The 12,480-nt window shown below is 71.1% G+C and carries 10 protein-coding genes; 5 read left to right on the forward strand and 5 right to left on the reverse strand.

Going from position 1 to position 12,480, the window contains the following annotated elements:
- Positions 1-25: 25 nt before the first annotated feature.
- Positions 26-430: a RidA family protein gene (locus tag H4N64_RS19935; protein ID WP_186283733.1), complete on the forward strand. Its 405-nt coding sequence runs from the start codon at positions 26-28 to the stop codon at positions 428-430.
- Here the strand turns inward: H4N64_RS19935 and H4N64_RS19940 are convergent.
- The 4 genes from H4N64_RS19940 to H4N64_RS19955 form a co-directional block, all read right to left on the reverse strand.
- Positions 427-1,272, reverse strand: a complete 846-nt coding sequence (locus H4N64_RS19940; RefSeq protein ID WP_186283734.1) for an EamA family transporter — start codon at positions 1,270-1,272, stop codon at positions 427-429. The genes H4N64_RS19935 and H4N64_RS19940 overlap by 4 nt on opposite strands.
- Positions 1,269-1,766, reverse strand: a complete 498-nt coding sequence (locus H4N64_RS19945; protein WP_186283735.1) for a YbaK/EbsC family protein — start codon at positions 1,764-1,766, stop codon at positions 1,269-1,271. Before H4N64_RS19945 ends, H4N64_RS19940 begins: the two co-directional genes overlap by 4 nt.
- Before the next feature lie 126 nt (positions 1,767-1,892).
- Positions 1,893-4,118: an MMPL family transporter gene (locus tag H4N64_RS19950; RefSeq protein ID WP_186283736.1), complete on the reverse strand. Its 2,226-nt coding sequence runs from the start codon at positions 4,116-4,118 to the stop codon at positions 1,893-1,895.
- A gap of 117 nt (positions 4,119-4,235) precedes the next feature.
- Complete coding sequence (locus H4N64_RS19955; protein ID WP_186283737.1) at positions 4,236-4,841, reverse strand: TetR/AcrR family transcriptional regulator; 606 nt, start codon at positions 4,839-4,841, stop codon at positions 4,236-4,238.
- A 169-nt stretch (positions 4,842-5,010) separates the two neighbouring features.
- Between H4N64_RS19955 and H4N64_RS19960 the strand changes: the two genes are divergently transcribed.
- Positions 5,011-8,256, forward strand: coding sequence for a S41 family peptidase (locus H4N64_RS19960; RefSeq protein ID WP_186283738.1), 3,246 nt, complete (start codon positions 5,011-5,013; stop codon positions 8,254-8,256).
- 10 nt (positions 8,257-8,266) lie between these two features.
- Here the strand turns inward: H4N64_RS19960 and H4N64_RS19965 are convergent, their stop codons facing one another.
- Positions 8,267-8,935, reverse strand: coding sequence for a MerR family transcriptional regulator (locus tag H4N64_RS19965; protein ID WP_186283739.1), 669 nt, complete (start codon positions 8,933-8,935; stop codon positions 8,267-8,269).
- Positions 8,936-9,067: 132 nt separating this feature from the next.
- On the opposite strand from H4N64_RS19965, the gene H4N64_RS19970 reads away from it, so the two are divergent.
- Genes H4N64_RS19970 through H4N64_RS19980 form a run of 3 tightly spaced genes read left to right on the forward strand, consistent with a single transcriptional unit; the run spans position 9,068 to position 12,419 of the window.
- Positions 9,068-10,624: a flavin-containing monooxygenase gene (locus H4N64_RS19970; protein ID WP_186283740.1), complete on the forward strand. Its 1,557-nt coding sequence runs from the start codon at positions 9,068-9,070 to the stop codon at positions 10,622-10,624.
- On the forward strand, positions 10,621-11,538 hold the full coding sequence (locus H4N64_RS19975; RefSeq protein WP_186283741.1) for an alpha/beta fold hydrolase: 918 nt from the start codon (positions 10,621-10,623) through the stop codon (positions 11,536-11,538). Before H4N64_RS19970 ends, H4N64_RS19975 begins: the two co-directional genes overlap by 4 nt.
- Complete coding sequence (locus tag H4N64_RS19980; RefSeq protein WP_186283742.1) at positions 11,535-12,419, forward strand: SDR family oxidoreductase; 885 nt, start codon at positions 11,535-11,537, stop codon at positions 12,417-12,419. Before H4N64_RS19975 ends, H4N64_RS19980 begins: the two co-directional genes overlap by 4 nt.
- The last annotated feature ends 61 nt before the right edge of the window (positions 12,420-12,480 follow it).

The raw sequence follows: 12,480 nt of genomic DNA on the forward strand, positions 1-12,480 counted from the left end.
CGGTTTCCGGCGCGTTGAGTGGATCATGACGTCTGACGAGCGCACGATCACCAACCCGGCCACGCTCCACGACCCCGTCCCCTTCGGCTACAGCCACGCCGTCTCCGCCCCCGGCGAGATCGTCCACATCGCCGGCCAGTACGCCTCCGACTCCTCCGGCGCCCCTGTGCCCGGCGACTTCGCCACCCAGGTGGACCTCGCCCTCGACCGACTGAACTCGGCGCTCGCGGGCGTCGGCCTCGGCTTCGAGCACGTCGTACGCCTCGGCACCTTCATCGTCGACCACGACCCGGCGAAGCTGACGGTGCTCGGCAAGGCGCTGAGCGCCCGCTTCGGCGACCGTCTGCCCGCCCAGACCCTGGTCGGGGTGGCCGCCCTCGCCCTGCCCGGGATGCTCTTCGAGGTGGACGCGGTGGCCGTCAGGCCCTAACCCGCCCGCAGCATCAGCCCGATCCCCAACACCACCAGCGCCGCGGCCACGATCCGCGGCGCTCCGAACCTCTCCTTGAAGAACACGGCGCCGATCGCCGCCCCGACGATGATCGAGGACTCCCTCAGCGCGGCGATCGGCGCCAGTTCCGCCCGTGTCTGCGCCCACAGGACCAGGGCGTAGGCGGCCACGGACAGCGCGGCACCGAGCAGACCGAGCGCGGCGAACGGCCGGAGGACCGCGGCCGTCTCCCCCCGCCAGCGGTACAGCGCATACGCCGGGATCACCGTCCCCTGCACCGCCATCAGCCAGGCGATATAGCCGAGCGAGGAGCCGGCGGCGCGGACGCCCAGGCCGTCGACGACCGTGTACGCCGCGATGGTCAGGCCGGTCGCGAGGGCCGCGCCGATCGCCGCCCAGTTCGGCCGGTGCCCGCGCAGCCCCCACAGGGCGACGCCGGTCAGCCCCGCGCACGAGACGAGGATGCCGGTGGCCGCCCAGCCGTCGGGCACCTCGTGGGCGAGGAGCCCGGCGAGAAGCGTGACGACCAGGGGCGCGGTGCCTCGGGCGAGCGGGTAGGCCTGCCCGAAGTCACCGAGCCGGAAGGACGTCATCAGCAGGGCGTAGTAGGCGATGTGGATCACCGCGGAGGCGATCAGATACGGCCAGGACCCGGCCGCCGGGACCGCCGTGAACGGCATCATCGCGAGCCCGATCACCAGCCCCCCGCCCGAGATCAGGGCGAACCCGACGAGCTTGTCGGGGATGTGGTGGGCGAGAGCGTTCCAGCCGGCGTGGGTGACCGCGGCGAGCAGGACGGCGACGGTGACCAGCGGCGTCACGCGGTGCGCTCGCGCACGTCCACCAGGGTGCCGCCGGCGTGGGCGATCAGGGTCTTGGGTTCCATGGGGAACACGGTGTACGGCGTGCCGGCGGCGGCCCAGACGAGATCGTGGTCGAGCAGCGAGCGGTCGGCGAGCACCCGCGTCCGCATGCGGTGCCCGAAGGGCGGCACGCCGCCGATGGCGTACCCGGTGGTCTCCCGTACGACGTCGGCCTTGGGCCGGGTGACCTTCTCGGCGCCGAGTTCCCGGCGCACGAGCTCCACGTCGACGCGGGAGGCCCCGTCCATCAGGACGAGCACCGGTACCCCGTCGGCGGCGAAGATCAGGGACTTGCAGATCTGGCTCAGCTCGCACCCGATGGCGGCGGCAGCCTCGGCGGCGGTCCGGGTGGCCTCCGGAAAGTGCCGGACCTGTGCCTTGACCGCCCCGAGCCCCAACTCGTCGAGGGCGGCGGCGAAACGGGGGTGGGCTCCTGAATCGGCAGACGTCATGCAGGCACGCTAGCGGTAGGTGTAAACGGCATGCGACCCGATTGAGAGGGCGCACGAGGAAGCCGGTGAGGGCGCCACCGTCCCCACGTTGGCCCTCACCGGCTGGTCTCACTCACAAGCGGTACGTCAGGCGCGTACCAGCTCCTTGTCCTCGTCATCCTCGTCAGCCCGCGCCTCGGACGCGCGCTGAAGGCCCTCGCCCTCGACGTCGACGTTCGGCAGCGCGCGGTCCAGCCACTTCGGCAGCCACCAGGCGCGCTTGCCGAGCAGGGCCAGCACCGCCGGGACGATCGCCATACGGACCACGAACGCGTCGAAGAAGACCGCGATGGCGAGGCCGAAGCCGATCATCTTGACCATCGACTCGGAGGAGCCGATGAAGCCCGCGAACACCGCCATCATGATCACCGCTGCTGCCGTGACCACCCGGGCGCCGTGCTTGAACCCGGTCACCACGGCCTGGCTGGGCTTCTCGCCGTGGACGTACGCCTCGCGCATCCGGGTCACGAGGAACACCTCGTAGTCCATCGCGAGACCGAAGACCACGCCGACCATGAAGATCGGCATCATCGACATGATCGGGCCGGTCTCCTCGACGCCCATGAGGCCGGACAGCCAGCCCCACTGGAAGACCGCGACGACGGCGCCGAGCGCGGCGAGCACGCTGAGCAGGAAGCCGAGGGCCGCCTTCAGCGGGACCAGGATCGAGCGGAACACCGCGATCAGCAGGAGGAAGGCGAGGCCCACCACGAGCGCGAGATACGGGATCAGCGCGTCGTTCATCTTCTGCGAGAAGTCGATGTTCATCGCCGTGGTGCCGCTGACCAGCACCTCGGTGTCCGTGTCGGCCTTGACGCCGGCGCCGGTGTCCCGGATCGCGTGGACCAGGTCCTCGGTCTGGGTCGAGGAGGGCTTGGAGTCGGGGATCACGGTGATGGTGAAGGTGTCCCCGGCCTTGTTGAACGTCGCAGGCGCGACCGTCACGACACCGTCCAGGCCCTTGATCTCGTCGGCCACCTCGGCCGCGGCGGCCGTCGGGTCGTCGCTGCCCTTGGCGTCGCCGACGACCATCAGCGGACCGTTGAAGCCTGGCCCGAAGCCCTCGGACAGCAGGTCGTAGGCGCGGCGCTGGGTGGTGGAGATCGGCTGCGAACCGTCGTCGGGCAGACCGAGCTCCAGGGAGCCGACCGGGACGGCGGCGGCCCCGAGTCCGACGATGCCGAACAACAGCACGGCGACCGGACGGCGGACCACGAAGCTGGCCCAGCGGGTGCCCATGTTGGGCTTGGCCGGCCTGTCCTCGGAAGCGGCCTTCTTACGGCCGAACAGCTTGCTCTTCGCACCCGCCGGCTGCACCTTGCGGCCCGCGTAGCCGAGCAGGGCCGGGATCATCGTCAGGGCGATCAGAACCGCGATCACGACCGTGCCGGCCGCGGCGATACCCATCTTCGTCAGCATCGGAATGTTGACGACGGACAGGCCCACCAGGGCGATAACGACGGTGAGGCCGGCGAAGACCACGGCGGAGCCGGCCGTTCCGGCGGCGCGGCCGACGGCTTCCTCGCGGTCGCGGCCCTCGGCCAGTTCGGCGCGGTAGCGGGAGACGATGAACAGCGCGTAATCGATGCCTACGGCGAGGCCGATCATCATGGCGAGCGTGGAGGTGGTGGAGCCGAGCTCCAGGGTGTTGGCGAGGGCGGTGATCGTCGAGACGCCGATGCCCACGCCGATGAGGGCGGTCAGCAGCGGGAGTCCGGCCGCGACCAGCGAGCCCAGGGTGATGACCAGGACGACGGCGGCGACCGCGATACCGATGATCTCGGTGGACCCGGTCTCGGGTGTGGCCTGGAGCGCGTCACCGCCGATCTCGACGGTCAGCCCGGATTCGCGCGCGTCCTCGGCGGCCTGTTCCAGGGCCTCCTTGGAGGCGTCCTGGAGCTCCATGCCGGAGACCTCGTAGCGGACCTGGGCGTAGCCGACCGAGCCGTCCTTGGAGACCGACTTGGTCTGGAAGGGGTCGGTGACCGAGACGACCTCGGAGCCGGTGCCGAGTTCCTTCACCGCGTCTTCGACGGCCGACTTGTTGCCGGCGTCCGAGAGCTTCTGCCCGTCGGGCGCCTGGAAGACGACGCGTGCGGTCGCCCCGTCGGCGCTCATCCCGGGGAATCGTTCGTCCAGCAGATCGAAGGCCTTCTGGGCCTCGGTGCCGGGGATGGAGAAGGAGCTGCTGCCCGCTGCGGGCGCGGAGGCGGCGCCGACGCCCGCGAGCGTCAGCAGGGCCACCCAGATCAGGGCGACGAGGTGCCGTCGCCGGAAGGCGAGCCGGCCGAGTCGATAGAGATACGTGGCCACGGAGGCGTACTCCCGGTCAGGTCGTGGGGTGTTCAGGGCATGGGTGATCAACCCGGTGGGTGGCAGGGGTGATCGGCCCGACGACGTGAGCGGTCGCGTCAGGTACTGCGGGGGTGCTCAGGAAGCGGGGGCGCCGAGGGCGGGGAGGACCACGGCGTCGATGTACGAAAGGAGGAAGGCCTGGGTCGGCGGCAGCTCGTCGATCATCGTGCGGGCGGCGAACCCACCGAGCATCATGTGCATCATGTAGTCGATCGCCGGATTGTCCGCGTGGACCTCACCCCGGTCGATCGCCCGCTGCACCACACGACGGAACTCCGCCATCTCCGGTTCGATGAGATGTTCCCGGAAGGCCTGCAGGAGATCCGGGTTGCTGTGCACGGCCATGGCCAGCCCTCGCATCAGCGCGGAGTTCTGCTCCATCTCGCAGTCGTCCGAGCGCAGAGTGAGGGCGTGCAGGTCACCCTTGAGCGACCCGGTGTCGATGTCGCCGAGCCCGATACCGCCCGGCTTGCTGTGCCGTACGGCTTTCGCCACCAGTTCGGCCTTGCCGCCCCACTGGCGGTAGAGCGTGGCCTTGCTGGACTTGGTGCGCGCGGCGACCGCGTCCATGGTCAGGGCGTCGTAGCCGACCTCGCGGAGCAGATCGAGCACGGCCTCGTAGAGCTCGGCCTCACGCTCGGGCGTGATCCGGCTGCGGCGCGCTGTTGCGACCTCGGCCATGATGCACTCCCCTCTCCGCCGCGAATCTCCGCTGCGAACGACACGGTTTCGTACAGAACGAATGTAGCGCAGCCACTGAGCGAAACGAAACCGTTTCGTACGTGTCTTGGGTCACGTGCCCTCTGCCCCACGAGTTGCCCGGGCCCATCCAGCGGAAAAGCATGAGGAGGTGAGCTATCTGCGCCTGCCCCATCTCAACGGTGACCTGCTGTGCTTCGTGGCCGAGGACGACCTCTGGCTGGCCCCCCTGGACGGACCCGGCCGCGCCTGGCGGCTCACCGTGGACCGCACCAAAGTGGGCCATCCCCGCTTCTCGCCCGACGGCGAGCGGATCGCGTACACGAGCTGGCGAAGTCTCGTCCCCGAGATCCACCTGGTCCCGACGGAGGGCGGACCGGGGCGCCAGCTCAGCCACTGGGGGACCGCGGACACCCAGGTCACCGGCTGGACTCCCGACGGCGACATCCTCGCCGTCGCCTCCCACGGCGAGCCCTTCTCGCACTTCACCTGGGCCTACAAGGTCACCCCCGACGGCTCCCCCGGCCGCAAGCTGCCCTGGGGCCCGGTCTCCGACCTCCAGGTCGCCGACCTGCACGGCGAGCGCAAGACCCTCCTGCTCACCGGCACCCCGCCGCACGAACCGGCCGCCTGGAAGCGCTACCGGGGCGGCGCCACGGGCCGCCTGTGGCTGCACGGCGAACGGCTGCTGGCCGACCTCGAAGGACACCTCGCCTGCCCCATGTTCGTCGACGGCCGGATCGCCTTCCTCTCCGACCACGAGGGCGTCGGCAACCTCTACTCCTGCGCCTACGACGGCACCGACCTGCGCCGGCACACCGACCACGACGCCTTCTACGCCCGGCACGCCTCCAGTGACGGCACCCGGGTGGTCTACCAGTGCGCGGGCGAACTGTGGATCGTCGACGACCTCTCCGCCGAGGCGCGCAGGCTCGACGTCCGACTGAGCGGCCCGCGCGCGGGACGGCGCCGCTACCAGGTGCCGGCCGCCCAGCACGTCGACGGCATCTCCGTCGACGAGACGGGCCGCGCGAGCGCCGTCGTCGTACGCGGCAGCCTGTACTGGCTGACCCACCGCGACGGCCCGGCCCGTACGATCACCGACACTCCGGGCGTACGGGTCCGGCTCCCGGAGATGCTCGGCTCGGTCGGCCAGGTCGCCTACGTCACCGACGCCGAGGGCGAGGACGCCATCGAGATCGCCTATCTGCCCCGGGCGACCGGTGACCGCGAGCCGCGCCGGCTGGCCTCGGGCGAGCTGGGCCGGGTCCAGGAACTGGTCTCGGATCCGCAGGGCGAGCGCCTGGCCATCGCCGCGCACGACGGACGGCTCCTGCTCATCGACGCCACCGAGGAATCCAACGGCGAGGTGACCGAGCTGATCCGGTCGATCAACGGCCCGGTCCGCGACCTCGCGTTCTCTCCGGACGGCTCCTGGCTGACCTGGTCGCACCCGGGCATCGGCCGCTCCCTGCGTCAGATCAAGATGGCCAGAATCGCCGGTACCGGAGGTACCGGAGAGGCGGCCCGGCTCATCGTCGACGTCACCAACGGCCGCTTCGAGGACGAGAACCCGGTCTTCACCAGCGACGGTCGCTATCTGGCCTTCCTCTCCTGGCGTGGCTTCGACCCGGTGTACGACGTCCACACCGGCGATCTGTCCTTCCCGCTCGGCTGCCGCCCCTACCTGGTGCCGCTGTCGTCGGCGACGCCCTCCCCCTTCGCCCTGAACCCGGAGGGCCGCCCGGCCGCCGGGGGCCTGGACCCGATGGAGGACGAGGGCGGCGAGGGCGGCGCGGTGACCGTGGAGATCGAGGGCCTGGAGAGCCGGGTGACGCCGTTCCCGGTCGCCGCCTCCAAGTACTCGGCGCTGCACCCGGTCGCGGGCGGCGGCCTGGTCTGGCTGCGCTGGCCGATCTCGGGGGCGCTCGGCGAGACGTTCGTCAACCCCGACGACACCAGCGGCCGTCCGACCCTCGAACACTTCACCATCAGCAAGGCGAAGAAGTCCGAACTCGTCGAGCATCTGGACTTCTTCGCGGTCAGCGGCGACGGCAGCCGGCTCGTCCTGGTCGACGAGGGCGACCTGCGCGCGGTACCCGCCACCGAGCCCGGCGACAGCGACTCCACGGTGTGGATCGACGCCCGCCGCATCCTGCACGAGGTCGACCCCGCCGCCGAGTGGCGTCAGTCGTACGAGGAGGCGGGCCGCCTGATCCGCGCCTACTTCTGGGACCCCGGCATGTGCGGCATCGACTGGGACGCGGTGCTCGCGCAGTACCGCCCGCTGGTCGAACGCGTGGCGTCCCCGGACGAGTTCGCCGATCTGCTCCGCGAGGTCCTCGGCGAGCTCGGCACCTCCCACGCCTACGTCTCCCCGGCCCGCCGCAACGAGGGCCCGCCCCACTACCAGCGCCGCCAGGGCCTGCTCGGCGCCAACTTCGTACGGCGCGAGAACGGTTGGACGGTACGGCGGATCCTGCCCGGCGAGTCCTCCGACTCCAAGGCCCGCTCCCCACTCGCGGGTACCGGCATCCGCGAGGGCGCCGTACTGACCCACGTCGACGGCCGCGAGGTCGACCCGGTGACGGGCCCCTATCCGCTGCTCGCGGGATCGGGCGGTACGACGGTGGAGCTGACGTTCACCCCGGCGGAGGGCGAGGGCCGCGCGCGCCGGGTCGCCGTGGTCCCGCTCGTCGACGAACGCCCCCTGCGCTATCAGGACTGGGTGGCCAAACGCCGGGAGGTCGTACGGGAGTTGAGCGGCGGCCGCTGCGGCTACCTCCACATCCCCGACATGGGCGGCTCCGGCTGGGCCCAGTTCAACCGCGATCTGCGCATGGAGGTCTCCCGCCCCGCCCTCATCGTCGACGTCCGCGGCAACGCCGGCGGCCACATCAGCGAACTCGTCGTGGAGAAACTGACCCGCACGATCCTCGGCTGGGACCTCACCCGCGACGCCCAGCCGGTGTCGTACGCCTCGAACGCTCCGCGCGGCCCGGTGGTCGCCCTGGCCGACGAGGCGACCTCCTCCGACGGCGACATGATCACGGCCGCCTTCAAACTCCTGAAGCTCGGCCCGGTCGTCGGTCAGCGCACCTGGGGCGGAGTGGTCGGCATGACCGGCCGCCACCGCCTGGGCGACGGCACTGTGATCACGGTCCCGATGAACGCGGCCTGGTTCGACGCGTACGGCTGGACGATCGAGAACAAGGGCGTACTCCCCGACCTGGAAATCCTCCGCACCCCCCTGGACTGGGCAGAGGGCCGCCACGCCCAGTTGGACGACGCGGTCCAGCTCGCGTTGGACCTGTTGGCGACGAACCCCCCGGCGAGCCCGCCGGACTACTCCCACGTACCGGACAGGTCGCGGCCGAAGTTGCCGCCGCGCTCCTGAGGTCAGGACACTACTGAGCCCGCTTGCGCAGGCGTCGGTCCAGGGCGAGGGACATCTCCGCCTCCACCACGCTTCTCGCGAGGGGGCGCAGGCGGGGGAGGTCCTCCTCGGTGCCATGGCGCAGGATGAGGTCGGCGAAGAGGTCGGCGAGGACGTCGGCGTGGGCGCGCAGTTCCTTGCCGGCGGCGAGGACCTCGGACAGCGGGATGCCCTCGCGGACCAGGGCGGCGGAGACGTCCAGCAGGCGGCGGCTGATGTGGACGATCTCCTGGCCGTCGGTGGCGAGATAGCCGAGCTCCAGCGCGGCGGCGAAGTTCTCCGGGGTGACCTCGCCGGCGAAGCGGTCGGCGAGTTCCTCGGGGGTGAGGCGGACCGGGATCTCCTCGGTCGGGGAGTCCATGCCCAGCAGGTCGGCGACGTCGCGTCCGTGGTCGAAGGCCTCGGCGAGGTCGGCGATGCCGCTGAGGGTGTGGCCGCGTTCCAGCAGCGCCGAGATCGTGCGCAGCCGGGCCAGGTGGCGGTCGTCGTACCAGGCGATACGGCCCTCACGGCGGGGCGGCGGGAGGAGCCCCCGTTCGCGGTAGAAGCGCAGGGTGCGCACGGTGATGCCGGCGAGTCGGGCCAGCTCTTCCACGCGGTACTCGTGTCGGCCCTCGGGTCGTCCTGCGTCTTCTGCCACGCCGGAAGCCTATGGCGTACCGGAGGTAACTTTCCTTCGCCCACCCCCTACCCATGAGTACGGAGCTGCTCTACCCTCCCATTGCGCCAGTGTTCACTGGCAGGGTCGCACGGCTGTGTGGAGGGCTTCGGGATGACCGAACACGAGCATGTACGGGTGGCGGTGGTCGGATCCGGGTTCGGTGGGCTCGGGGCCGCGGTGCGGCTGCGGCGGGAGGGCGTCACCGACTTCGTCGTCCTGGAGCGGGCGTCCGGTGTCGGCGGCACCTGGCGGGACAACAGCTATCCCGGCTGCGCCTGCGACGTCCCGTCCCACCTGTACTCCTTCTCCTTCGCACCCAACCCCGACTGGCCGCGCACCTTCTCCGGGCAGGAGCACATCCGCGCCTACCTGGAGCACATCACGGACGTCTTCCGGCTGCGCCCGCACATCCGCTTCGACTCGGAGGTGAAGCGGATGGCGTGGAACGGCGAGAGGCTGTGCTGGGACATCGAGACCACCAGCGGGAACCTGTCGGCCGACTTCGTCGTCTCCGCCACCGGGCCGCTGTCCGACCCCAAGGTGCCGGAGATCCCGGGGCTCGACTCCTTCCCCGGCAAGGTCTTCCACTCCGCCCGCTGGGACCACGACTACGACCTGCGCGGCAAACGCGTCGCCATGGTCGGCACCGGCGCCTCCGCCATCCAGATCGTGCCGGCCATCCAGCCGGAGGTCTCCCGGCTCACGCTCTTCCAGCGCACCCCGCCGTGGGTGATGCCGCGCATGGACCGCGCGATCAGCGGCGTGGAGCGCTGGCTGCACAGGCAGCTGCCCTTCACCACCCAGGCCCGGCGCGGGCTGCTGTGGGGCATCCGGGAGCTGCAGGTCCAGGCGTTCACCAAGCACCCGAACGAACTGGGGCTGGTCGAGAAGCTGGCCAAGCAGAACATGGCCCGCGTCATCAAGGACCCGGCCCTGCGCGCCAAGCTCACCCCTCACTACCGCATCGGCTGCAAGCGGATCCTGCTCAGCAGCGAGTACTACCCGGCGATCGCCCGGCCGAACGTCGACGTCGTCGCCGGCGGGCTCGCCGAGATTCGCGGCTCGACGCTCGTCGCCGCCGACGGCACCGAGGCCGAGGTCGACGCGATCGTCTTCGGCACCGGCTTCCACGTCACCGACATGCCGATCGCGGACCGGGTCGTGGGCGCCGACGGGCAGACCCTTGCGGAGTCGTGGAAGGGCGGAATGGAGGCCCTGCGGGGCGCGTCCGCCGCCGGGTTCCCGAACTGGATGACGATCATCGGGCCCAACACCGGGCTCGGCAACTCGTCGATGATCCTGATGATCGAGAGCCAGCTCAACTACATGGCGGACTTCGTACGGCAGTTGGCTGTGCTTTCCGGGGGGAATCCCCCCGGACCCCCCGGGCTCGGCGGACGCGTCGCCCTGGACGCCCGCCCGAGCGCCGTGCACGCCTGGAACCGGCGCGTGCAGGAGCGCATGAAGCGCACGGTGTGGAACACCGGCGGCTGCACGAGCTGGTACCTGGACGAGAGCGGCCGCAACACCACGATCTGGCCGGGCACGACAAGCGAGTTCCGGCGCGCGACACGGCGGGTGGATCTCACGGAGTACGCGGTGGTGCGCGCCGCGGGCGGCTCCGAGGGGCGCACCGGCGCCGAAGAGCGTGCGGAGGTGGACGCGTGAGCCGCCTGATGCACGTGAGCTCCGGGCCCTACGCCCCGCCCACCCCCACCCGCGAACTCACCGCGATCTCCGCGGACGGCGCGCGCCTGCACGTAGAGGTGCACGGCCCCGAGAACGCGCCCCCCGTCGTCCTCGCCCACGGCTGGACCTGCTCCACCGCCTTCTGGGCGGCGCAGATACGGGAACTGGCGACCGACCACCGCGTCATCGCCTACGACCAGCGCGGCCACGGACGCAGCCCGGCGAGCCGGTCCTGCGGTACCGAGGCGCTCGCCGACGACCTGGAAGCCGTACTGAAGGAGACCCTCGCGCCTGCGGAGAAGGCGGTGGTCGTCGGGCACTCGATGGGTGGGATGACGGTGCTGGCCGCCGCGGCGCGGCCGGCGTTCCGGGAGCACGCGGCCGCCGTACTGCTGTGCAGCACCGGGTCGTCGCGGCTGGTCGCCGAGGCGACCGTCGTACCGATGCGGGCGGGGCGGACGCGGACGTGGCTGACCAAGCAGATCCTCGGGTCGCGGGCGCCGCTAGGTCCGGTCACGCCGCTCGCTCGGCGGATCCTCAAGTACGGGACCATGGGGCCGGGTTCGGCGCCGCACATGGTCGAGGCGTGCGCGCGGATCGTGCACGCCTGTCCGCGGCGGGTGCGGCACGCCTGGTCACAGGTGCTGGATCTGCTCGATCTCGACCATGGCGTAAGGGAGTTGAGGGTGCCGACCGCGGTCGTCGTCGGGACCGCCGACCGGCTCACCCCGCCGGTGCACGCGCGGTCGCTGGCCGCCGCGCTGCCCACCTGCGTCGGGCTCACCGAACTCCCCGGGCTCGGGCACATGACGCCGGTGGAGGCGCCCGAGCTGGTCAGCACCAGGATTCGTGAACTCGTCGTCGCCTACGCACAGATCAAGGAGGGCGCATGAGCAGGGTGAGCCTCGAAGGACAGGTCGCCGTCGTCACCGGAGCGGCGCGGGGCGTGGGCGAGCTGCTCGCCCGTAAGCTCTCCGCGCGCGGGGCGAAGGTGGCGCTGGTCGGGCTCGAACCGGACGCGCTCAAGCAGGTCTCCGAGCGGCTGCACAGCGAGAGCGACCACTGGCACGCCGACGTCACCGACCACGAGGCGATGGCCCGGGTGGCGCGGGAGGTCAAGGAGCGGTTCGGGAAGGTCGACATCGTGGTGGCCAACGCCGGTGTCGCGTCCGGGGGCCCCTTCGTCGACTCCGATCCGGTGGCGTGGCGGCGGGTCATCGAGGTGAACCTCATCGGCTCGGCGGTGACCGCCCGGGCGTTCCTGCCGGTGCTCATGGAGAGCCGCGGCTATCTGCTCCAGATCGCCTCCCTCGCCGCGATCACTCCGGCGCCGATGATGACGGCGTACTGCGCGTCCAAGTCGGGCGTGGAGGCGTATGCACACAGTCTGCGCGCCGAGGTCGGCCACAAGGGCGTGCGCGTGGGCGTGGGGTATCTGTCCTGGACCGACACGGACATGGTGCGCGGGGCCGATCAGGACGACGTCATGCGGGAGCTTCGGCAGCGGCTGCCGTGGCCGTCGAACAAGACGTATCCGCTGGGGCCCGCGGTCGACCGGATCGTGGCCGGGATCGAGCGGCGGGCGGGCCATGTGTACGGGCAGTGGTGGCTGCGCGGGATGCAGGGTGTGCGGGGGTATCTGCCGACGGTCATCGGGACCGTGGGTCAGCGGGAGATGCGGCGGTTCGCGGACCGTCTCGACGGCATGCGGATCGGTCTGGTCGGAGCGGGCGGCGCGGCCGACGAGCAGGAGCGAACTACGCGCCGTAACTGATCGACATGCGTAGTGTTACGGCGCGTGTGAATCTGGTCGAGCCCGATCCCCTCACCCATCA

Origin of the sequence: Streptomyces cupreus (assembly GCF_014257025.1) — a bacterium.
In the GTDB taxonomy this organism is placed as follows: domain Bacteria; phylum Actinomycetota; class Actinomycetes; order Streptomycetales; family Streptomycetaceae; genus Streptomyces; species Streptomyces cupreus.